The 19,985-nt window shown below is 70.0% G+C and carries 22 protein-coding genes; 7 read left to right on the top strand and 15 right to left on the bottom strand.

Annotation, left to right across the window (positions count from 1 at the left end; genetic code table 11):
* Window positions 1-186: 186 nt before the first annotated feature.
* Window positions 187-483, bottom strand: coding sequence for a DUF4229 domain-containing protein (locus tag ACFV9W_RS04935; protein ID WP_385755684.1), 297 nt, complete (start codon window positions 481-483; stop codon window positions 187-189).
* Between the two features lie 109 nt (window positions 484-592).
* Window positions 593-1,171, bottom strand: a complete 579-nt coding sequence (locus ACFV9W_RS04930) for a hypothetical protein (RefSeq protein ID WP_385755683.1) — start codon at window positions 1,169-1,171, stop codon at window positions 593-595.
* Window positions 1,172-1,331: 160 nt separating this feature from the next.
* Here ACFV9W_RS04930 and ACFV9W_RS04925 point away from each other — a divergent pair, with 160 nt between their 5' ends.
* Window positions 1,332-1,871 carry a GNAT family N-acetyltransferase gene (locus ACFV9W_RS04925; RefSeq protein WP_385755681.1) on the top strand — a complete coding sequence of 180 codons (540 nt, stop codon included), beginning with the start codon at window positions 1,332-1,334 and terminating at the stop codon, window positions 1,869-1,871.
* Window positions 1,872-1,960: 89 nt separating this feature from the next.
* Here ACFV9W_RS04925 and mqnE read toward each other — a convergent pair whose 3' ends face one another.
* The 3 genes from mqnE to ACFV9W_RS04910 all read right to left on the bottom strand — a co-directional run bounded on the left by mqnE (window position 1,961) and on the right by ACFV9W_RS04910 (window position 4,511).
* Window positions 1,961-3,124: an aminofutalosine synthase MqnE gene (gene mqnE / locus ACFV9W_RS04920; protein ID WP_385755680.1), complete on the bottom strand. Its 1,164-nt coding sequence runs from the start codon at window positions 3,122-3,124 to the stop codon at window positions 1,961-1,963.
* Between the two features lie 44 nt (window positions 3,125-3,168).
* A complete protein-coding gene (locus ACFV9W_RS04915) occupies window positions 3,169-3,624 on the bottom strand; it encodes an Lrp/AsnC family transcriptional regulator (RefSeq protein ID WP_385755679.1) in 456 nt (151 codons plus the stop codon).
* Window positions 3,625-3,827: 203 nt separating this feature from the next.
* Entirely contained in the window at window positions 3,828-4,511 is a 684-nt protein-coding gene (locus ACFV9W_RS04910; RefSeq protein WP_385755678.1) for a UbiX family flavin prenyltransferase, read from the bottom strand.
* 82 nt (window positions 4,512-4,593) lie between these two features.
* Here ACFV9W_RS04910 and ACFV9W_RS04905 point away from each other — a divergent pair, with 82 nt between their 5' ends.
* Entirely contained in the window at window positions 4,594-5,211 is a 618-nt protein-coding gene (locus ACFV9W_RS04905) for a rhomboid family intramembrane serine protease (RefSeq protein ID WP_385755676.1), read from the top strand.
* A 25-nt stretch (window positions 5,212-5,236) separates the two neighbouring features.
* On the opposite strand, the gene mqnP is transcribed toward ACFV9W_RS04905, so the two are convergent.
* Both mqnP and ACFV9W_RS04895 read right to left on the bottom strand, forming a co-directional pair.
* Window positions 5,237-6,142, bottom strand: a complete 906-nt coding sequence (gene mqnP, locus ACFV9W_RS04900) for a menaquinone biosynthesis prenyltransferase MqnP (protein ID WP_385755674.1) — start codon at window positions 6,140-6,142, stop codon at window positions 5,237-5,239.
* Window positions 6,142-7,599 (bottom strand): menaquinone biosynthesis decarboxylase, encoded by a 1,458-nt coding sequence (locus ACFV9W_RS04895; protein WP_385755673.1) that lies wholly within the window; start codon window positions 7,597-7,599, stop codon window positions 6,142-6,144. The genes mqnP and ACFV9W_RS04895 overlap by 1 nt, the downstream gene beginning before the upstream one ends.
* An 87-nt stretch (window positions 7,600-7,686) precedes the next feature.
* Between ACFV9W_RS04895 and ACFV9W_RS04890 the strand changes: the two genes are divergently transcribed.
* The 3 genes from ACFV9W_RS04890 to ACFV9W_RS04880 all read left to right on the top strand — a co-directional run bounded on the left by ACFV9W_RS04890 (window position 7,687) and on the right by ACFV9W_RS04880 (window position 9,213).
* Window positions 7,687-7,965: a PLD nuclease N-terminal domain-containing protein gene (locus tag ACFV9W_RS04890; protein ID WP_385755671.1), complete on the top strand. Its 279-nt coding sequence runs from the start codon at window positions 7,687-7,689 to the stop codon at window positions 7,963-7,965.
* 5 nt (window positions 7,966-7,970) lie between these two features.
* Window positions 7,971-8,429, top strand: coding sequence for a nucleoside deaminase (locus ACFV9W_RS04885; protein ID WP_385756037.1), 459 nt, complete (start codon window positions 7,971-7,973; stop codon window positions 8,427-8,429).
* Between the two features lie 190 nt (window positions 8,430-8,619).
* Entirely contained in the window at window positions 8,620-9,213 is a 594-nt protein-coding gene (locus tag ACFV9W_RS04880; RefSeq protein WP_385755669.1) for a TetR/AcrR family transcriptional regulator, read from the top strand.
* Between the two features lie 60 nt (window positions 9,214-9,273).
* On the opposite strand, the gene ccsB is transcribed toward ACFV9W_RS04880, so the two are convergent.
* From ccsB to hemL, 7 genes are all read right to left on the bottom strand, one after another.
* A complete protein-coding gene (gene ccsB / locus ACFV9W_RS04875; RefSeq protein ID WP_385755667.1) occupies window positions 9,274-10,362 on the bottom strand; it encodes a c-type cytochrome biogenesis protein CcsB in 1,089 nt (362 codons plus the stop codon).
* The gene (locus ACFV9W_RS04870) at window positions 10,359-12,077 is read right to left on the bottom strand and encodes a cytochrome c biogenesis protein ResB (protein ID WP_385755665.1); all 1,719 of its coding nucleotides are present in this window, start codon (window positions 12,075-12,077) and stop codon (window positions 10,359-10,361) included. Before ACFV9W_RS04870 ends, ccsB begins: the two co-directional genes overlap by 4 nt.
* 3 nt (window positions 12,078-12,080) lie before the next feature.
* Window positions 12,081-12,845: a cytochrome c biogenesis CcdA family protein gene (locus ACFV9W_RS04865; RefSeq protein WP_385755664.1), complete on the bottom strand. Its 765-nt coding sequence runs from the start codon at window positions 12,843-12,845 to the stop codon at window positions 12,081-12,083.
* A gap of 6 nt (window positions 12,846-12,851) precedes the next feature.
* The gene (locus tag ACFV9W_RS04860) at window positions 12,852-13,472 is read right to left on the bottom strand and encodes a TlpA family protein disulfide reductase (RefSeq protein WP_385755662.1); all 621 of its coding nucleotides are present in this window, start codon (window positions 13,470-13,472) and stop codon (window positions 12,852-12,854) included.
* Between the two features lie 66 nt (window positions 13,473-13,538).
* On the bottom strand, window positions 13,539-14,774 hold the full coding sequence (locus tag ACFV9W_RS04855; protein ID WP_385755660.1) for a hypothetical protein: 1,236 nt from the start codon (window positions 14,772-14,774) through the stop codon (window positions 13,539-13,541).
* A 167-nt stretch (window positions 14,775-14,941) separates the two neighbouring features.
* Window positions 14,942-15,634, bottom strand: coding sequence for a histidine phosphatase family protein (locus ACFV9W_RS04850; RefSeq protein ID WP_385755658.1), 693 nt, complete (start codon window positions 15,632-15,634; stop codon window positions 14,942-14,944).
* Window positions 15,631-16,956: a glutamate-1-semialdehyde 2,1-aminomutase gene (gene hemL, locus ACFV9W_RS04845; RefSeq protein WP_385755657.1), complete on the bottom strand. Its 1,326-nt coding sequence runs from the start codon at window positions 16,954-16,956 to the stop codon at window positions 15,631-15,633. The genes ACFV9W_RS04850 and hemL overlap by 4 nt, the downstream gene beginning before the upstream one ends.
* A gap of 205 nt (window positions 16,957-17,161) precedes the next feature.
* On the opposite strand from hemL, the gene ACFV9W_RS04840 reads away from it, so the two are divergent.
* On the top strand, window positions 17,162-17,734 hold the full coding sequence (locus ACFV9W_RS04840) for a hypothetical protein (RefSeq protein WP_385755655.1): 573 nt from the start codon (window positions 17,162-17,164) through the stop codon (window positions 17,732-17,734).
* 8 nt (window positions 17,735-17,742) lie between these two features.
* Here ACFV9W_RS04840 and ACFV9W_RS04835 read toward each other — a convergent pair whose 3' ends face one another.
* Complete coding sequence (locus ACFV9W_RS04835; protein ID WP_385755654.1) at window positions 17,743-18,609, bottom strand: LLM class flavin-dependent oxidoreductase; 867 nt, start codon at window positions 18,607-18,609, stop codon at window positions 17,743-17,745.
* Between the two features lie 137 nt (window positions 18,610-18,746).
* Between ACFV9W_RS04835 and ACFV9W_RS04830 the strand changes: the two genes are divergently transcribed.
* The gene (locus ACFV9W_RS04830; protein WP_385755652.1) at window positions 18,747-19,946 is read left to right on the top strand and encodes a glycosyltransferase family 4 protein; all 1,200 of its coding nucleotides are present in this window, start codon (window positions 18,747-18,749) and stop codon (window positions 19,944-19,946) included.
* The last annotated feature ends 39 nt before the right edge of the window (window positions 19,947-19,985 follow it).

The raw sequence follows: 19,985 nt of genomic DNA, 5'->3' as shown, positions 1-19,985 counted from the left end.
ATGGCCTTCTGATGCGCTGCTGATGTCTTCATGACAGGAACGTTAACACTGCAACTTTGAGAACATCAAAGGGGTTCTTTGGGGAAGATGAGGTGCCCGTACGCCCCCAAAGCGGGATTTGCCTTGAAAACGCAGGCGACCCCGGCACCAGATCCGGTGCCGGGGTCGTGCGAGGTGTGAGGAAGCTTACGAGGCCGAGCCCGTGCGGGCGGCGTCGTCCGCGTCGTCCTCCATGGTGCGGTTGGCCGTCATGTTCGCCTTGGCGCGGTCCACGCGGGCGACGACCTTCTTGGAGGCGCGGTCGCGCTCACCGCGCAGCACGATGTAGCTGATGGGTGCCGAGACCACGAGACCGAGCAGGGCGATCCAGAGCCAGTAGGAGCCACCGATGCCAGCGGGCACGATGCCGGTGGCGACGAGACCCCAGACGACGAGGAAGCAGCCCACGAAGATCCCGAGCCGCATCAGCGTGTAGCGGAGCATGTCAATCCACTCTTCCGTTCCGAAATGGTGCCCTTACAGGACGAGCGCCCCTCCAGTGAAGCACGGGGAGGGGCGTCCGATTCCGGCGGGGGCTCATGGAGTCCCGGCGTCAGACCAGCCAGCGGTTCTTGCGGACGGCGGGCAGCTGGGCCCACACCCCGCCGAGGCCGTAAGTGCGGCCCGCGCCGGTCGCCGCGGTGACCAGCAGGACGAGGGCGATCATCCAGTGGTCGTCCATGAACGGGTTGCTGTCGGGCCACAGCGAGACGAGCCACATGAAGGCCATCATCAGCGTGCCCGCGGCGGCGGCGATCCGCATGCCGATGCCGAGGATCATGGCGAGGCCGACGCCGAGCAGGCCGAGCATGAAGACCATGTCGAGCCACCAGGCCCCGGCCACGGAGTCAAACATGTGGGCGAAGGGCCCGGTCGTGCCGTGCAGCAGGAAGCCCTCGGTGGGGCTGCCGCCGTTGAGCCAGCTCCCGGCGGAGGGGGTCGCCTTCCCGAGGCCGAAGGTCTTGTCGAGGAAGGCCCACAGGAAGTAGAAGCCGACGAGCACGCGGGACGCGGCGAGGACCTTGCGGGCGGCGGGCGCGCGGACGAGCACGTCGTCCTGGCTGCCGGCGTCGCGGCGCGGGGCGCCCGTGGCGCCGTGTCGGGCGGGACTGTCCGATGCGTGGAGAGCCATGGCCGTTGCCTTCTTCCTTGAGCACCCTGCGGTGCGCTCCGCTCGTGAATACATTCACAAGCTACGCCCGGTACTTAGCTCTCCCCTACGGCCGAAGGTCCCGATCCCGGCATACGAACGTCCCGACCTCACCGGGAATCCCGTGGTTACGCTCGCCCACATGTCCCTCCGCTTCACCCTCGACCCCGCGATCGACCCCGCCCTGCGCGACGGGCTCCTCGCCCTGTGGTCGGACGTCACGAACGCCGGCGGCGCGGTCGGCTTCGTCCCGCCGGTCACACCCGATGACATACGCCCCGAGCTGGTCAAGCGCCTCGCCGACCTCGCCGAGGGTCGCACCCGGCTCCTGGTGGGCCACGACGAACACGGCGGGATCGCGGCGTCCGCCTTCCTCGCGTACAACCAGCACCGCCTGATGAAGCACCACTTGTGGCTCTACACGGTGATGGTCCACCCCGCCCACCAGGGCAAGGGCTACGGCCGCGCCCTGATGTCGGCCGCCGCCGACGCGGCCCGCACCTTCGAGGGCATCGAGGCCATCCGCCTCACGTGCCGCGGCGGCACGGGCGCGGACGCCTTCTACGCGGCATGCGACTACAAAGAGGTCGGCCGCGTCCCCGGCGCGATCCGGGTGTCCCCGGGCGACGACCGGGACGACGTCCACATGATGCTGCCCATCGGGAGCCCCGCCGGCGATTGAGGCGCGGGGTCCGGGGCAGAGCCCCGCGACCCATGGAGACGCCCACCGCAACAAAAACGGGCCCCGGCAGAACCGGGACCCGTTAAAGATCAGACCCGCATGGGCTGCGGCTCATCCCGCCGCCCCGGGTCGGCCCCCTCGTACTCCCGGATGATCTCGTACCGCGTGTTCCGCTCCACCGGCCGGAACCCCGCGTCACGAATGAGGTCGAGCAGATCCTCACGCGTCATCTTGCTCGGCGTCCCGTAGTTGTCCGCGTCATGCGTGATCTTGTACTCGACGACCGAGCCGTCCATGTCGTCCGCCCCGTGCTGGAGCGCGAGCTGCGTGGTCTGCAGTCCGTGCATGACCCAGAAGCACTTCACGTGCGGCACGTTGTCGAACAGGAGACGGGACACGGCGAAGGTCTTCAGCGCCTCCGCGCCCGTGGCCATCGTCGTCCGCGCCTGCAGCTTGTTGCGGACCTTGCCGTCCTGCATGTCGACGAAGTCGTGCTGGTAGCGCAGCGGGATGAAGACCTGGAAACCGTTGGTCTCGTCCTGGAGTTCGCGCAGCCGCAGCACGTGGTCGACGCGGTGCCGGGGCTCCTCGATGTGCCCGTACAGCATCGTGGACGGGGTCTTGAGGCCCTTCTCGTGCGCGAGCCGGTGGATCCGCGACCAGTCCTCCCAGTGGGTGTCGTGGTCGACGATGTGCTGCCGGACCTCCCAGTCGAAGATCTCGGCGCCGCCGCCGGTGAGGGACTCGAGACCGGCCTCGATCAGCTCGTCGAGGATCTCGCTCGCGCTCATCCCGGAGATCTTCTCGAAGTGATGGATCTCGGTGGCGGTGAAGGCCTTCAGCCCGACGTTCGGCAGGGCCTCCTTGAGCGCCTTGAGCGAGCGCGGGTAGTACCGCCACGGGAGGTTCGGGTGCAGCCCGTTGACGATGTGGAGTTCCGTCAGGTTCTCCGACTCCATCTCCTGGGCGAGCTTGACGGCCTCCTCGATGCGCATCGTGTAGGCGTCCTTCTCGCCGGGCTTGCGCTGGAAGGAGCAGTAGGCGCACGACGCGGTGCACACGTTCGTCATGTTCAGATGACGGTTGACGTTGAAGTGCACGACGTCGCCGTTCTTGCGCGTGCGCACCTCGTGGGCGAGGCCGCCGAGCCAGGCCAGGTCGTCCGACTCGTAGAGCGCGATGCCGTCCTCGCGGGACAGCCGCTCGCCGTCCCTGACCTTCTGCTCCAGCTCGCGCTTGAGCCCTGCGTCCATGCCCGTTACCTCTCCTCGCTCAACGACCGTCCCACCGTACGCCGTCACGCTTCCTCGGGAAGTTCCCCCACCCGGTTCTCCCACTTCGTGGAGAGGATGATCGTGGTGCGCGTCCGGGACACGCCCTTCGTGCCGCTGAGGCGCCGGATCGTGCGCTCCAGGCTGTCGACGTCGCCCGCGCGGACCTTGAGCATGTACGAGTCGTCGCCCGCGATGAACCAGCAGTCCTCGATCTCGTGCAGGTCGCGCAGGCGGGCCGCCACATCCTCGTGGTCGGCCGCGTCGGAGAGCGAGATGCCGATGAGGGCGGTGACACCGAGGCCGAGCGAGGCGGAGTCGACGGTGGCGCGGTAGCCGGTGATCACGCCGGCCGCCTCGAGGCGGTTGATGCGGTCCGTGACGCTGGGTCCGGACAGGCCGACGAGCCGGCCCAACTCCGCATACGAGGCGCGGCCGTTCTCGCGCAGGGCCTGGATGAGCTGCCTGTCCACGGCGTCCATAAGGTCCAATGCCTTTCATTGTTCAGCGTTGACGCGAGCTTATGTGTACGATCGAAGGCGCGCTAGGGTTTTCCCCCGCAAAATCTAAAGTCCATCCTTCGGATCAGCGAAGATCCATCGGATATCGAGCCTCGGCGTGCCGGCCGTTCGTGCGGCGCGCGGGGGCGGGCTGCTCGGCACCAGAAGCGCTGACCGCGACCGCGTCACCCTGTCGCACGGGAGCCTCCCCCGAGCTCTCCCTCCCAGCGGCGGTACAGCGTGTGCGGCACCCCCGCCGCGTCCAGCGTCCGCCCCGCGACGAAGTCCACCAGGTCCTGGATGTGCGTCGCCCCCGCGTAGAACGCCGGTGAGGCGGGCAGCACCACGGCGCCCGCCTCGTCGAGCGACACCAGGTGCTTGAGCGTCTGGCCGTTCAGCGGCGTCTCCCGTACGGCGACGATCAGCGGCCGCCGCTCCTTGAGGGTCACACTCGCCGCCCGCTGCAACAGGTCCTTCGAGAGCCCGAGCGCGACCCCGGCCACGCACGCCGTCGAGGCGGGCACGATGATCATGCCCTTGACCGGGTACGAGCCGGAGGAAGGGCCCGCCGCGAGATCGCCCGCGGGCCAGTACCGCACGTCGTCGAGGCCGATCCCGCCGAACGTGTCCGGCTTTCCGTCGGCGCCGCGCGCCAGCCACTGCGCCAGGTCCTCGCGCCAGTGCGCGTCCCGCAGCGGGATGCCCGTCTCGTCGAGCAGCGTGAGCCGCGAGGCCCGCGAGACGACGAGGTCCACCGATTCGCCCGCCGCGAGCAGGGCCCGCAGCACGGAAGCGGCGTACGGGGTACCCGACGCTCCGGACACCCCGACGACCCAGGGCCTGCGGCTGCTTGCTTTGACGTGCTCCACACCACGAGCCTATCCGGCGGCCCGGCGGGGGAACTTGAGCAGGGGCGGCGAGCGTTCCTTCCATGACGGGCGGGGGGCTGGGATGACGTACGAGGACGGAATTGCCGGATCGGGCCGGGCGGTGGCGCGGCGCCGGCCGACGCGCGGGCGGGCGCTGACCGCGGGCAAGGTGATGCTCGCCTGGGTGGCCCTGCTGTGGCTTCTCGAAGCGGTCGACGCGGCGTCCGGCAACGCCCTGGACACCTTCGGCATCCAGCCGCGCGAGGCCTCCGAGCTGATCGACGTCGTCCCGGCGTCCTTCATCCACTTCGGCTTCGCGCACGTCGCGGCGAACTCGATACCCCTGCTGGTCCTCGGCTTCTTCGCGGCGCTCGGCGGGCTGCGCCGCTTCTTCCTGGCCTGCGCCCTGATCGTCGTCGCGGACGGCCTCGGGGTGTGGCTGGTGGCCCCGGCCCATACGAACACGGCGGGCGCCTCGGGCCTGATATTCGGCCTGTTCGCCTTCGTCGTCCTGTCCGGCTTCGTGGAGCGCCGCCCGCTCGGCATCGTCGTCGGCGTGCTCATAGCCGCGTACTGGGGCACGTCGTTCCTGGCGGGCCTCTCCCCCACGAACGACGGGGTGAGCTGGCAGGGCCACCTGATCGGCCTCGCGGCGGGCGTGGCGGCGGCGTTCGTCTTCCGCCGCCGCCCGTCGGACTGAGGGCCTGAGGGCCTGAGGCCCTGTCCTAGACCGACAGCCCCCGCACCAGCAGGTCGAGGAGCGCGCACACGAAAAGCGCGATCCCGATGAAGCCGTTGACCTGGAAGAACGCCCGGTTCAGGCGGGACAGGTCATGGGGCTTGACGATCGTGTGCTCGTAGAGGAAGGCGCCCGCGACGATCACGAGGCCGACCCAGAAGAACGTGCCCGCGTCGGTGGCCAGGGCGTACCAGACGAACAGCGCCGTCGTGACGGTGTGGCAGGCGCGGGCGCCCCAGATCGCGCCGGGGATGCCGAAGCGCGCCGGGACCGACTTCACGCCGACCTCGCGGTCCGTCTCCACGTCCTGGCAGGCGTAGATCAGGTCGAAGCCGCCGATCCAGATGCCGACGGCGAGGCCGAGGATCACCGCGGTCCAGGACCACTCGCCGGTGATCGCGATCCACGCGCCGATCGGGCCCATCGCCTGGGCGAGGCCGAGGATCGCCTGCGGGAAGTTCGTGAACCGCTTGCCGTACGGGTAGACGACCATCGGGATCACCGCGATGGGCGCGAGCGCCAGGCAGAGCGGGTTCAGGAGCGCCGCCGCGCCGAGGAAGACGACGAGCGCGACCAGCGCGCCGGTCCACGCGGTCTTCACCGACATCGCGCCGGTGACGAGTTCGCGGTGGGCCGTGCGCGGGTTGCGCGCGTCGATCTCCCGGTCGATGATCCGGTTCGCCGCCATCGCGAACGTCCGCAGGCCGACCATCGCGATGGTGACCAGGAGCAGGCGCCCCCAGTGGATGTTCCCGTCCAGCTCGAACATGGCCGTCAGCGCGGCGATGTACGCGAAGGGCAGCGCGAAGACCGAGTGCTCGATCATGACCAGGCGCAGAAACGCCCTGGTCCGTCCCGGCTGCTGCGGGATTGCTGCTGAAGCGCTGGTCACTAGAGTCCGTACTCCTTCCAACGGCGGTCCACCAGGGCCGCCGTACGGGGGTCGGAGACGACCATCTCGGGCCAGCCGCCGTCCCTCGTGTAGCCCTCCTCGGGCAGCTTCTTCGTCGCGTCGATGCCCGCCTTGCCGCCCCAGAACTGCTGGTACGAGGCGTGGTCGAGGTGGTCGACCGGGCCCTCGGTGATCATCAGGTCGCGGGCGTAGTCGGTGTTGCCGAGGGCCCGCCACGAGACTTCATGAAGGTCGTGGACGTCGCAATCGGAGTCGACGACCACGATGAGCTTGGTCAGCGACATCATGTGCGCGCCCCAGATCGCGGACATCACTTTCTGGGCGTGCTTCGGGTACTTCTTGTCGATCGAGACGATCGCGCAGTTGTGGAAGCCGCCGGACTCGGGGAGGTGGTAGTCCACGATGTCCGGGACGATCACCTTGAGCAGCGGCAGGAAGAAGCGCTCAGTGGCGCGGCCCAGCGGGCCGTCCTCCGTCGGCGGGCGGCCGACCACGATCGACTGGAGCAGCGGACGCTTCCGCATCGTCACGCAGTCGATCTTCAGCGCGGGGAACGGCTCCTGCGGCGTGTAGAAGCCGGTGTGGTCGCCGAACGGCCCCTCGGGCAGCATCTCGCCCGGCTCCAGCCAGCCCTCGATGACGACCTCGGCGTTGGCCGGGACCTGGAGCGGCACCGTCTTGCAGTCGACCATCTCGACGCGCTTGCCCTGGATGAACCCGGCGAGCATGTACTCGTCCATGTCGCCGGGCAGCGGCGCCGACGACGCGTACGTGACCGCGGGCGGGCAGCCGAAGGCGATCGCGACGGGCAGCTTCTCGCCCTTGCGGGCGGCCACCTGGTAGTGGTTCCGGCTGTCCTTGTGGATCTGCCAGTGCATGCCGATGGTGCGCTTGTCGTGGCGCTGGAGGCGGTAGAGCCCGAGGTTGCGGACGCCGGTCTCCGGGTCCTTGGTGTGGGTCAGACCCAGGTTGAAGAAGGAGCCGCCGTCCTCGGGCCACGTGAACAGCGCCGGAAGCTGCTCCAGGTCGACGTCCTCGCCCTGCAGCACCACCTCCTGCACGGGCGCGTCGTCCGACTTCACCTTCTTCGGCGGTACGTGGGTCATCGCCCCGAGCTTGCCGAACGCCTCGCGGATGCCGACGAACCCGTGCGGCAGCTCCGGCTTGAGCAGGCCGCCGATCTTCTCGCTGATGTCCTCGTACGACTTGAGGCCGAGCGCCTTGAGGAGGCGCCGGTCCGTGCCGTACACGTTCATCGCGAGGGGCATCGACGAGCCCTTCACGTTCTCGAAGAGGAGAGCGGGGCCGCCGGCCTTGTTCACCCGGTCGACGATCTCACCGACCTCCAAGTACGGGTCGACCTCGGCCTTGATGCGCTTCAGGTCGCCCTCGCGGTCCAGAGCCCTGAGCAGGGAGCGAAGATCGTCGTAAGCCATGCGTTCCAGTATCCGGCAACCGTTACCCTGGCCCCGTCACCGGGGGCCCGATGTGCCCCGTTCCGCTCCTTGGGGGACCACGACACCATGCTGCGCTACTTGCCGTTCCTGCTGGTCCTTGCGCTCTGGATCTACACGTTCATCGACTGTCTGAACACGCCGGAGAAGGAGGTGCGCAAGCTGCCGAAGCTGGCCTGGGTCTTCATCATCCTGCTCTTCGGCCAGGTGCTCATCGGGCCGATCGCCTGGCTGGCGGTGGGCAGGCCGCGGCGCGCGCCCGCGGGCGGCGGCAAGCGGTTCGTCGCGCCCGACGACAACCCCGAGTTCCTGCGGTCCCTGAGGGACGACGACAAGAAGGACGAATGAGCACCATGGACCTGGACCTCGCCCGCACCTGGCTCGCCACCGCCGTGGCGGAGGCCAGGGCAGGGCTCGCCGAAGGGGGCATCCCGATCGGCGCCGCCCTGTACTCCGCTGACGGCGAGGTGCTCGGCCGCGGCCACAACCGGCGTGTGCAGGACGCCGACCCGTCCGTGCACGGGGAGACCGACGCGTTCCGCAGGGCGGGCCGGCAGCGCACGTACCGGGGCACCACGATGGTGACCACGCTCAGCCCCTGCTGGTACTGCTCGGGCCTGGTGCGGCAGTTCGGGATCTCCCGCGTCGTCATCGGCGAGGCGCGCACCTTCCACGGCGGGCACGACTGGCTCGCCGAGCACGGCGTGGAGATCGTCCTGCTCGACGACCCCGAGTGCGCCGGCCTGATGGCGGACTTCATCGCGGCGAAGCCGGAGCTGTGGCACGAAGACATCGGGGACATCGGCGAGTGAGCCGGTGGGCGCGTCGCCGGTGACGTCGAGCGGTCCCCTGTGCCGCTCGACGCCCCCGGGCCTGAGGTTCCCCCCCTCGGGCCGTACGCGGAGTTCAGTGTGGCTCAGCACCTTACTGAACTGGAGTGAATTTCTAGAAATTCACTATAGAAACACAGCCTCGAAGCGGTGCCTTACGCTGGTGGTCGACATGAGCCCCAAACAACTGCGCGGCGCCGAGACCGTCGACCGACTCCTCGACGCCGCACTGCGCGTGTACGCGGAATCGGGCGAACAGGGCGTCACCGTCAGCGCCTTGACGGGCACGAGCGGGGCCAGCCCGGGCAGCCTCTACCACCACTTCGGCAGCGTCGACGGACTGATGCGGGAGCTGCTGCTGCGCTGGCTCGGCCGGCTCCTCGGCGAACTCGGCACCGCCCTGGGCGACTCGCGCACCCCGACCGCCGGAATCCGCGCGCTCACCGAGGCGTATCTCGGCTTCATCGAGCAACACCCGGACGCCGCCCGCCTGTTGCACTCCTCCTACGCCGACCGGCTCACCATGGAGCACGCCCAGCAGCTGCGCGACGCCCAGGAGGCCCGGCTCTCGCCGCTCACCGAGTGGATGCGGCAGCACGTCGAGTCCGGCGCCGTCGCCCCGCTGCCCGCCCCGCTCATCGAGGCGCTCGTCCTCGGCCCGGTCATCGCCGTCGCCCGCAGCTGGCTCGCCGGGGTCGGCGACATCGACCTCGCCGAGGCCGCCCGCACCCTGCCGGACCGGATCTGGCGCTCGCTGGCGCCCTGAGGGCCCCGGACATGCCGAAGGCCGGCCCCGCAGCGCGGGACCGGCCCTCTCGACCCGGTGTCACACCCCGGCGTACGAGTGCTTGCCGGTGACGAAGATGTTCACGCCGTAGTAGTTGAAGATCCAGCAGCCGAACGCGATCAGCGCCAGGTAGGCGGCCTTGCGGCCCTTCCAGCCGGCCGTCGCGCGGGCGTGCAGATACGCCGCGTAGGCGACCCAGGTGATGAACGACCAGGTCTCCTTGGGGTCCCAGCCCCAGTAGCGGCCCCACGCGTCGCCCGCCCAGATGGCGCCCGCGATGATCGTGAACGTCCACAGCGGGAAGACGGCCGCGTTCACGCGGTAGGAGAACTTGTCGAGGGACTGCGAGGCGGGCAGCCGCTCCATGACCGAGGTCGCGAACTTGCCGGGCGTGCCGCCGCTCGCGAGCTTGTTCTCGTAGGAGTCCTTGAAGAGGTACAGAATCGTGCCGACCGCGCCGACGTAGAAGACCGCGCCGCAGAAGATCGCCGTCGAGACGTGGATGTACAGCCAGTACGAGTGCAGCGCCGGGACCAGCTGGTCGCTGGAGGTGTAGAGCACGGTGGTGGCGAGGCCGAGGTCGAGCAGGACCGTGATGACCAGGGGCAGGCCGAGCCAGCGCACGTTCTTCTTCAGCGCGAGCAGCACCAGGTAGATGCCGACGGCCACGGTGGAGAAGGTGATCGAGAACTCGTACATGTTGCCCCACGGGGCCCGCTCCACCGAGAGCGCGCGGGTGACCACACCGCCGAACTCGATGATGAAGCCGAGCGCCGTGAGGGACACGGCGATGCGCCCGTACAGGTCGCCCTGCACGTCACCGGCGGCGGCGCCGGGCCCGTCCGGCACGTCGCGCGCGCCGGCCGCGGCGCGGGTGACGACCTGCGGCCGCTCCATGACGGCCGTGCCGCCCTCCTTCTTGACGGTGACCGCGGGCGCGGCGGCCGCCGACTTCGTCTCGGCCTTGCCGGTCAGCGCGGCGGCGGTACGGCCGACCTTGCTGCGGCTGCCGAAGATCCACTCGGCCATGTTCGCGAAGAACGCGAGCAGGTACACGGCCATCGACGAGTAGATGAGGACGTTACTGGTGTGAGCCAGGTTCTCGTTGACTGCGGCGGCGAGATTCACTTCTCAGCCCCTTCGGCGGCAGGAACAGCAGTAGGTGATTCGGTGGAGTCGGGGGTGTCGGGCGCGCTCGGTGCCTCGCTGTGGAGCTGGTCGACCAGGGAGCCGAGCTCCTCCGGCAGCTTCGCGGACTCGCTGCGGCCGAGGCCCGCGAGTTCGACGACGGTCACCCCGTCGGGGCCTTCGACGGCGCGCACCCAGACGCGGCGGCGCTGGATGAACAGGGAGCCGGCCAGACCGCCGATCGCGGCGATGGCGCCGCCGAGTGCCCAGGTGTCACCGGGCTGGTGGGAGATCTGGAAGGTGACCCATTCCTTGATGTCCTTGTCGAACGTGACGGAGCCCGCCCCGTTCGGCAGCTTCATCGTCTCGCCGGGCAGCAGCCGCTGCTTGAGCGCCTTGCCCTTGGAGTCCTTGAAGGACTTCATGTGCGAGGTGTCCAGCTGGTACACGTTCTGCGGCAGGCCCGCGTCCACGCCGAGGTCGCCGTGCGTCGCGTTCAGCGCGAGGACGGGGAAGTCGAGCGCGGGGAACTGGGAGAGCATCGTGCCCTTGCCCGCGCCCGCGAACGTCGGCACGAACCAGGCGGCGAAGCCCAGCTGCTCCTTCTCGCCCTTCGCGTTCTTGTAGCCGTCCATCACCTTGATGGCGCCCTGCGAGGAGATGTTGGAGTCGATCGGCAGCATCGGCACGGTCTGCTTGGAGACGACCTTGCCCTTGCCGTCCCGGACCGTGACGGGGACCGCGTAGCCGTGCCCGTTGAGGAAGATCTTGGTGCCGTCGATGTCCAGCGGGTGGTTGGACTCGATCTTGCCCTTCTTCGTCTTGTCGCCGGAGCCCTCGGTGTAGCTGACGTTCGCGCGGAACGTGCGCGGGGTGCCCTTCTCGGGGCCCGTGCGCTCGTACGTGGCGGTGAACTTGTCGAGGGTGAAGCTGAACGGCGACAGGTCGTGGTCGCTGTCGAAGAGGTTGCCGGACTTGAAGTCGTCGTACTGGGTGAGGGTGTTGGCGAACCCGTCGCCCTCGGTGACGAGCTTGCCGCCCTCGAACTTGAACAGCTGGCCCCAGGCGAAGGACACCAGCATCACGATCAGCGCGATGTGGAAGACGAGGTTGCCGACCTCGCGCAGATAGCCCTTCTCGGCCGCGACCGCGGTCCCGGAGACGTGCGCCCGGTAGCGGCGCTTCCTCATCATCGCGAGGGCGGCGGCGCGCACCTGCTCGGGGTCCGCCTCGGTGCGCCACGTCGCGTACGCGGGCAGCCGGGTGAGCCGCTTGGGGGCGCCCGGCGGGCGGCCGCGCAGCTGCCCGACGAACTGCCAGGTGCGCGGCACGATGCAGCCGATGAGGGAGACGAACAGCAGCAGGTAGATCGCGGAGAACCACACCGAGCTGTAGACGTGGAAGAAGCCGATCTTGTCGTAGAGCGGCGCGAGCACGTCGTGTGCCTTGCGGAAGTCCTCGACCTTGGTCGGGTCGGTGCCCTGCTGCGGGATCAGGGAGCCGGGGATGGCGCCGAGGGAGAGCAGGAACAGCAGGATCAGGGCGACCCGCATCGAGGTGAGCTGCCGCCAGAACCAGCGGACCCAGCCGATGACACCGAGTTTCGGCAGGTTGGGCGCGCGGTCCTCCTGGGGGGCCGTGCTCAGCTGGGACGCGGCCTCGGCCTCAGTGGGATCGCCACCGGTCGCCTGCACGTCGTCGGTCGTGTTGCTCATGGATCAGATTCCCACCTGGAAGCCGGTGGACCAGGTCCGCATCTGCCCGACAAGGGCGTCCCACGCGCCCGTGAGCAGAAGAACTCCGGTCAGGATCATCATGATGCCGCCGATGCGCATCACCCACGTGTAGTGCTGCTTCACCCAGCCGAACGCGCCGAGCGCCTTGCGGAAGGCGATGGCGGCGAGCACGAAGGGCAGGCCGAGGCCGAGGCAGTACGCGATGGTCAGTATGGCTCCGCGGCCGGCGGTGCTCTGCACCGAGGAGAGGCCGATCACGGAGGCGAGGGTCGGGCCGATGCAGGGGGTCCAGCCGATGCCGAACAGCGCGCCGAGGACCGGGGCCCCGGCGAGCCCGGCGGCGGGCTTCTTGTGGAAGCGGAACTCGCGCTGCGTCATCCAGGGCATGAAGCCCATGAAGAAGACACCCATGGCGATCATGAGGCCGCCGAGCACCTTGGTCAGTACGGGCTGGTACTCCTGCAGCGTCTGGCCGAAGAAGCCGAACAGCGCGCCGCCGGAGACGAAGACGGCGGTGAACCCGAGGACGAACAGACTGGCGCCCGCCGCCATCCGGCCCCGCCGCTGTTCCATCAGGTCGGTGCCGGTGATGCCGGTCACGTACGAGAGGTAGCCGGGTACGAGGGGCAGCACGCACGGCGAGAAGAAGGAGACGAGGCCGCCGAGGAGGGCGATGGGGACGGCGAGGAGGAGCGCGCCGTCCGTGACGGTGTCACCGGCGGCGAGTGCGACGAGGGAGGAGCTCACCTTCGCTCACTTCTCCGCGACGACCGGCGCGACCATCTTGCGCAGGGCCTTCTCGCTGAGCGGCTTGAGGGAACGCGCCGCGATCTTCCCCTCGCGGTCGACGACGATCGTCGAGGGGATGGCCTGCGGGTTGAGCGTGCCCTTCTCGAACTTGAGGAGCAGCCGCCCGGTCGGGTCGTAGAAGCTCGGATACGGGACCCCGTAGGACTCCTCGAACTTCTTCGCCGGGTCGGTGCTGGTGTCGCGGGTGTTGATGCCGAGGAACTGGACGCCCTGCTTCTCGGTGTCCTTCGCGACCTTCACGAAGTTCGGCGCCTCGGCGCGGCACGGCGGGCACCAGGAGCCCCAGACGTTGAGGACGACGACCTTGCCCTTGTAGTCGGACATGTCGAGCTGCTTGCCCTCGAGGTCCTTGCCGGTCAGGGAGGGGGCGTCGTGCCGCTCGCCCTTCTTGACCGTGGCGACGCCGCCGGACCCGGTGACGAAGTTGGTGTTGTTGCCGCCGCCGGACGTACCGCCGGAGCCGCAGGCCGTCAGCGCGAGGGCCGCCACGGCGGCTCCTACGGTCAGCTTGGCGGCGCGGCGCTTCGTCGCGGTGGTGCGGGGGGCGCGGGAGGCGGCACTCATGTGAAAAGTTTCGCATGTCTGTTTAGGGGATCTTCCGCACCCCCCTCGCGGTGGGAAAAGCCCACTTCAGGAGGGGTTTGCGAGGAACTTGCGCCAGCCCTCGGAGGGCTGCTGTCCGACATCGAGCGTACGCAGCTTCGCGAGCGTTTTCGGGTCCTGCGCGTCGAGCCAGTCGACGAACTGCCGGAAGGAGACGAGCCGCACGTCGTCGTGTTTGTCGGCGGTGGCCGCGATGTGCTTCAGCGCGTCCTCGACGGCGTCCATGTAGATGCCGCCGTTCCACTCCTCGAAGTGGTTGCCGATGAAGAACGGCGCCCGGTTCGTCTCGTGTGCCCGCTTGAATCCCTGGATGTACGCCTGCGTCGACTGCTCGCGCCAGCCCGGGTAGTTGGCGGCGGGCGCGCGCGTGGTGTTGAGGGACTGGTTGGCCAGCATGTTGTAGTCCATCGACAGGACCTCGAAGCTGCGGCCGGGGAACGGGACGGCCTGCAGCGGCAGGTCCCAGATCCCGAGCCGCTTGTCCGGCCAGCGCTGGACGCCGCCGGGCGAGGACGCGTCGTAGCGCCAGCCGAGTTCGCGGGCGGCGGGCAGCAGGTTCTCCTGGCCGAGCAGGCAGGGCGTACGCCCGCCGACGAGTTCCCTGTCGTAGTCGAAGGGCAGCGCGGGCAGGTCCTTGCGGCCCGTGTGCGTACGCCACTTCTTCACGAAGGACGTCGCCTGGTCGATCTCGTCGCGCCACTGCGCGGGCGTCCAGTTCGCGACGGTGCCGGGGCCCGCGCAGAAGTGCCCGTTGAAGTGCGTGCCGATCTCGTGCCCTTCGAGCCAGGCCCGGCGCACGTACCTCAGCGTCTCCTCGATGTGCGCGTCGGTCAGATAGCCGATGTCGGAGGCGCCGACGGGGTTGTTCGGCGGGCGGTAGAGCCGCTTCTTCGACTCGGGCAGCAGATACAGGCCCGAGAGGAAGAAGGTCATGTGCGCGCCGTGGTCCTCGGCGAGCTTCAGGAAGCGGGGGAAGAGGCCGTTGCCCACCTCGCCCGCGCCGTCCCACGAGAAGACCACGAACTGCGGCGGCTTCTGCCCCGGTTCGAGCCGCTCGGGCCTGCCCGGCTGACGGGGCTGCTTCCCCGTGTACGCCGTCGAGCCGTCGCCGATGGGCCGCGGCCGCGGTCCGTGCGCGCCCGCCTCGCCGTGCCCCGAAGGGGCGACCGTCCGGCCACCGCCCGTGCCGCATCCGGCGAGCAGTGCCCCGCCCGCCGCGCCCGCACCGAGCCCGAGCAGCCCCCTGCGACTCACGTCCCGCATTCCGTCGTCCCCTGTTCCTCACGCCACCCCATTCACAGGGGCGCCCCGGAAGAGGGCATGAGGAACACGCGGGTTCCGGTAAACGGTCCGGTTTTGCGGGGATTTGAAGAGGTACGCGAAAGGCCGCCGGGTTGACGGCGGCCTATCGCTGGAGTCGTTGCCCGGGCTCAGGCCCCGAAGGCCTTGTCCTTCCCCTTCACGGGCTTGGCGCCCGCGAGGAGATGCGCCGGAACGAGATCGCGGGCGGGCTCCGTGTAACCCACGGACACGATCTTGTCGCCCTGGTACGTGAACGTCGTCAGCGAGGCCAGCGTGCACTGCCGCTTGCGCGGGTCGTGCCACAGGCGCCGCTTCTCGACGAACGACCGGACGATCCAGATGGGCAGCTGATGGCTGACGCACACCGCCTCGTGCCCGCGCGCCGCGTCCTTCGCCGCGTCGAGCGCGCCCATCATCCGCACGACCTGCTCGATGTACGGCTCGCCCCAGGACGGCTTGAACGGGTTGACCAGGTGCTTCCAGTTCTCCGGGTTCTTCAGCGCGCCGTCGCCGACACCGAAGGTCTTGCCCTGGAAGACGTTGCCCGCCTCGATGAGCCGCTCGTCGCTGTCCAGGTCCAGGCCGTGCGCCTTCGCGATCGGCGTCGCCGTCTCCTGCGCCCGGTCCAGCGGCGACGCCACGACGTGCGTGACGTCCCGCACCGAGAGGTGCTCGGCGACCCGGTCGGCCATCCGCCGGCCGAGGTCGGACAGGTGGTAGTCCGGGAGGCGCCCGTACAGGATGCCGTCCGGGTTGTGCACCTCGCCGTGGCGCATCAGATGGACGACGGTGATGTCGTCGCCCGACTTCGGGCCGCTCATGCCGTGGCCTCCGCGGCGGCGCGCGCGGCGGCCGGAAGCGCCGCGGCGATCCGCTCGATCGCCCGCTCGTCGTGAGCGGTCGACACGAACCAGGACTCGAACGCCGACGGCGGCAGGTACACGCCCTGCTCCAGCATCGAGTGGAAGAACGGGCCGAAGCGGAACGCGTCCTGGCCCTTCGCGTCCTCGTAGTTCGCCACCTCGTTCTCCGTGAAGAACACGGTGAACATGTTGGAGGCGTTCTGCACGCGGTGCGCGACACCCTCCTTGGTGAGCGCCTCCGAAACCAGGCCGCGCAGCTGCTCGCTGGTCGCGTTGACCTTCGCGTACGCCGCGTCGTCGAGCAGCCGCAGCTGGGCGACACCGGCGGCGGTGGCGACGGGGTTACCGGACAGCGTGCCCGCCTGGTAGACGGGGCCGGCCGGGGCGAGGTGCGCCATCACGTCGGCGCGACCGCCGAACGCGGCGGCCGGGAAGCCGCCGCCCATCACCTTGCCGAAGGTCAGCAGGTCGGGAACGACGCCGTCGACACCGAACCAGCCGGCCTTCGACGTACGGAAACCGGTCATCACCTCGTCGGAGATGTACAGCGCGCCGTTGGCCGCGCACACGTCCTTGAGGCCCTGGTTGAAGCCGGGCTTCGGCGGCACGACACCCATGTTGCCGGGCGAGGCCTCCGTGATCACACAGGCGATCTCGCCGGGGTTCGCGGCGAACGCGGCGCGCACCGCCTCGATGTCGTTGTACGGCAGCACGATCGTGTCGCCGGCCTGCGCGCCCGTGACACCCGGGGTGTCCGGCAGGCCCAGCGTGGCGACGCCGGACCCGGCGGCGGCGAGCAGCGCGTCGACGTGCCCGTGGTAGCAGCCCGCGAACTTGATGACCTTCGCCCGGCCGGTGAAGCCGCGCGCCAGCCGGATCGCCGACATGGTCGCCTCGGTGCCGGACGACACGAGGCGCACCTGCTCGACGGGGTCGATCCGCCCGACGATCTCCTCGGCCAGCTCGACCTCGCCCGCGCCGGGCGTACCGAAGGAGGTGCCGCGCGAGACGGCCTCCTGCACGGCCGCGATCACCTCGGGGTGGGAATGGCCGAGGATCATCGGCCCCCACGAGCACACGAGGTCGACATACTCGCGCCCGTCGGCATCGGTGAGATACGGACCGCTGCCGGACACCATGAACCGGGGCGTTCCGCCCACCGCCCGGAATGCGCGCACGGGCGAGTTCACGCCACCGGGCGTCACCGCTTCCGCACGGTCGAAAAGCCCCTGCGACGCGGGTGCCTCATAGGGATAGGGAGTGTTGTTCGCCTCTGCCATACCTCTCAGCGTACGGCCCACCCTCGCGCGCCCCAGCGCGCGGACCCGCGGGACCCTAGACTCTGCATCGCGCCACGGCGCGCCGACACGTTTCGGCGGGGGACCGTGGGGGAGGTCACTGACACGATGATCGGGTTGCGCGCAGGCGGTCGCGCGGCCTACAAAAGGGCTTGCGCGGCCCGGGGAACAGCAGTCGGGTGGAGATATGCATCGCGGTGGCGGACTGGGCGAGGGGACCGGTGACCTGGGCCCACGGCGTGCCCGGCGGGGGAAGCACCGACGCGAAGAGGGCGAAGAGGCCCGGGACATCAGGGACGGGGACATCGGGAATGGTGGCCGGGTGGGGGTGACGTACAAATACTTCGGCGCGCCCGACGGCGCGACCGCCGCCCGCGTCCCGATCTCCATGCGCCCCGAGGAGCTCGGGGGCGACGAGCTGGGCATGGGCGGCATGTTCACCAAGATCAAACCGGAGACGATGGCCGCGATGGTCCTCACCGGCATCGAGGGCATACCCCTGCACAAGGTGCCGCCCCTGGAGCTCGTCGTCCTGCACCCCGACTACGCGGTGGTCAAGCTCCCCATGACGGTCGTCGACCCGCTGCGCGGGGTCGGCGAGGAATCCGTCGGCGCCGCGGCGTTCATCTGGTCCACGGTCCCCGACCGCGGCGGCCCGCGCGACGCGTTCAACGTGTACCAACTGCTCCACGAATGGCAGGACTTCAGCCACCGGCTGCACGACGCGGGACACCAGGCGTACTGCCTGGTCTGGCCGTAGCCGGGCCCCTACACCTCCGGCGGACCCGCCTCGACCCTCCGCAGCACCGCCTCGTACGAGTCGATCGACCCGCCCGTCTGCAACTGCCGCTCGTCCCACCACGTCGCGCCCGCGTCGGCCAGCGGCCCCACGACATCGAGCGCCGCCGCCTTGCCGGGCGGCGTGAGCCCGCCGACGACGAACTCGAAGGGGCCCTCGGTCGGCTCCCGGTGCTCGTTCACGTACCGGACGACCTCCGCGAACCGCTCCGGGCGCGGCGGCACCCCGTGCAGCGCGTCGGCGAACAAGGGGGCCGCGCCGTCCCAGCGGGCCGCCCGTCGCATCGGCCGGCGGGCGGGCCAGAAGCCGCCGATCCACACGGGCGGGCGGGGCCGCTGGACGGTCGCCGGCAGCAACTGCGTCTCCCGTACGCGGAAGTGGGCGCCGTCGTGGTCCACGTCCTCGCCCGACCAGTACCGGGCGAGCAACCCGAGCCCCTCGTCGAGGCGTTCGGCGTGCAGGACCCGGTCGACGGTGTCGCCGAAGCTCCCGAACTCGTCGTCGGCGGGCCCGCCCAGACCCGCGCCGAACACGACACGGCCACCGCTGACCGCGTCCAACGTGGCGACCTGGCGGGCCAGTTGCTCGGGCCGGTGGCGGGGCACCGCCGCCACCAGCGTGCCCAGCCTGATCCGGGACGTGGCCAGGGCCGCCGCCGTGAGCAGCATCCACGGGTCGCCGAAGGGCTTGCCGCGCTGCGCCTTCTTGTCGTGCACGACGTGGTCCCACAGCAACAGGCCGTCCCAGCCCGCCTGTTCGGCCGCGACCGCGGTGCGGGCGACGGTGCGGGCGTCGGCGAAGTCACCGAAGTTCGGAATGTTGACCGAGAAACGCATGCCGCCATGATGGCGGCCGGGACGGCAGCCCGACAGGCCCGGGAGCCGTCGGAGGGTCCCCTGTTCGGTGGGCGGCCGAAGGGCTTCTTCCCCGGATCTCACCCGCGGCGCGCCCCCGGCGGGGAACACATCCGCACATGAAGATCGCGTTCCTGCTGCACAACGTGTACGCCGTCGGCGGCACGGCGCGCACCACGCTGAACCTCGCCACCGCGCTCATCGAGTACGGCGGCCACGAGGTGGAGATCGTGTCGGCCTCCCGGCACCGGGAGGCCCCGCGCTTCCCCGTCGACCCGCGGATCACCCTCGTACCACTGGTGGACCTGCGGGCCGGGACGACCGACACGCTCCACCGCGCGTACGGGAAACGGGCCCGGGTCTACCCCGCCGCCGACAAGCGGCACCGCCAGTACACGCTGCTGCACGACCTCCGCGTACGCGAGTACCTGGAGGAGCACTGCGAGGCCGACGTCGTCATCGGGACGCGGCCCGGGCTCAATGTCTGCCTCGCCCAGTGGGGGCCGAAGCGGGCGCTGCGGATCGCGCAGGAACACCTGCGGCACGACGCGCACAGCACCAGGCTGCTCAGGACCATCGCCCGGCGCTACCGGACGCTCGACGCCCTGGTCACGGTCACGCGGGAGGACGCGGAGGTGTACCGGGCGCGGATGCGGCTGCCCGGCGTACGGATCCTGTCCGTGCCGAACATCGTGCCGCCCGTCGACGTACCGCCGTCGGACGGCACCTCGAAGATCATCGCCGCGGCCGGGCGGCTCTCCCCCGGCAAACGCTACGACCTGCTCCTGGAGGCCTTCACCGCGGTCTCCGCGAAGCATCCCGACTGGGAACTGCGGATCTACGGCGGCGGCCGGCAGGAACCGCGGCTGCGGGCCCTCGTGGACGAGCTCGGGCTGCGCGGGCGGGCCCGCCTCATGGGGGCGGTGTCGCCCATCGAGCCGGAGTTCGCGCGGGCGTCGATCGTGGTGAGCGCCTCCGACGCGGAGTCCTTCGGGATGACGCTCGTCGAGGCGATGCGGTGCGGGGTGCCCGTCGTCTCCACGGACGCGCCGCTCGGGCCCGCCGAGATCATCACGGACGGCGTCGACGGGCGGCTCGTGCCGGTCGGCAACGCGAGCGCGCTCGCCGAGTCACTGGTCGACCTCATCGAGGACGAGCCGGCGCGGCGGAGGATGGGGGCGGCGGCGCGGGCTGCCGCGCAGCGCTATGACCCGGAGCCGATCGTGGGGCGCTACGAGGCGCTCTTCGAGGACCTGGCGGCGTCTCGGCGGCGGCGGGCCTGGCGGCGGATCGGGGGGCGGCTCCACCGGGGGGCCTGAGCTTTGCCGTACCGGCGTTACGGGGCTGCTTTCGCCGAA

Source organism: Streptomyces sp. NPDC059897, assembly GCF_042730865.1.
GTDB lineage: Bacteria > Actinomycetota > Actinomycetes > Streptomycetales > Streptomycetaceae > Streptomyces.
Note: the sequence above shows the minus strand (reverse complement) of the source record. Positions and strands in the feature narration are given on the sequence as shown.

Excerpts from the sequence above, each read along its gene's own strand:
- ACFV9W_RS04935 (WP_385755684.1), bottom strand. The coding sequence starts at position 483 with ATGCTCCGCTACACGCTGATGCGGCTCGGGATCTTCGTGGGCTGCTTC.
- ACFV9W_RS04930 (WP_385755683.1), bottom strand. The coding sequence starts at position 1,171 with ATGGCTCTCCACGCATCGGACAGTCCCGCCCGACACGGCGCCACGGGC.
- ACFV9W_RS04925 (WP_385755681.1), top strand. The coding sequence starts at position 1,332 with ATGTCCCTCCGCTTCACCCTCGACCCCGCGATCGACCCCGCCCTGCGC.
- mqnE (WP_385755680.1), bottom strand. The coding sequence starts at position 3,124 with ATGGACGCAGGGCTCAAGCGCGAGCTGGAGCAGAAGGTCAGGGACGGC.
- ACFV9W_RS04915 (WP_385755679.1), bottom strand. The coding sequence starts at position 3,624 with ATGGACGCCGTGGACAGGCAGCTCATCCAGGCCCTGCGCGAGAACGGC.
- ACFV9W_RS04905 (WP_385755676.1), top strand. The coding sequence starts at position 4,594 with ATGACGTACGAGGACGGAATTGCCGGATCGGGCCGGGCGGTGGCGCGG.
- ACFV9W_RS04895 (WP_385755673.1), bottom strand. The coding sequence starts at position 7,599 with ATGGCTTACGACGATCTTCGCTCCCTGCTCAGGGCTCTGGACCGCGAG.
- ACFV9W_RS04890 (WP_385755671.1), top strand. The coding sequence starts at position 7,687 with ATGCTGCGCTACTTGCCGTTCCTGCTGGTCCTTGCGCTCTGGATCTAC.
- ACFV9W_RS04885 (WP_385756037.1), top strand. The coding sequence starts at position 7,971 with ATGGACCTGGACCTCGCCCGCACCTGGCTCGCCACCGCCGTGGCGGAG.
- ACFV9W_RS04880 (WP_385755669.1), top strand. The coding sequence starts at position 8,620 with ATGAGCCCCAAACAACTGCGCGGCGCCGAGACCGTCGACCGACTCCTC.
- ACFV9W_RS04870 (WP_385755665.1), bottom strand. The coding sequence starts at position 12,077 with ATGAGCAACACGACCGACGACGTGCAGGCGACCGGTGGCGATCCCACT.
- ACFV9W_RS04860 (WP_385755662.1), bottom strand. The coding sequence starts at position 13,472 with ATGAGTGCCGCCTCCCGCGCCCCCCGCACCACCGCGACGAAGCGCCGC.
- ACFV9W_RS04855 (WP_385755660.1), bottom strand. The coding sequence starts at position 14,774 with ATGCGGGACGTGAGTCGCAGGGGGCTGCTCGGGCTCGGTGCGGGCGCG.
- ACFV9W_RS04850 (WP_385755658.1), bottom strand. The coding sequence starts at position 15,634 with ATGAGCGGCCCGAAGTCGGGCGACGACATCACCGTCGTCCATCTGATG.
- hemL (WP_385755657.1), bottom strand. The coding sequence starts at position 16,956 with ATGGCAGAGGCGAACAACACTCCCTATCCCTATGAGGCACCCGCGTCG.
- ACFV9W_RS04840 (WP_385755655.1), top strand. The coding sequence starts at position 17,162 with ATGCATCGCGGTGGCGGACTGGGCGAGGGGACCGGTGACCTGGGCCCA.
- ACFV9W_RS04835 (WP_385755654.1), bottom strand. The coding sequence starts at position 18,609 with ATGCGTTTCTCGGTCAACATTCCGAACTTCGGTGACTTCGCCGACGCC.
- ACFV9W_RS04830 (WP_385755652.1), top strand. The coding sequence starts at position 18,747 with ATGAAGATCGCGTTCCTGCTGCACAACGTGTACGCCGTCGGCGGCACG.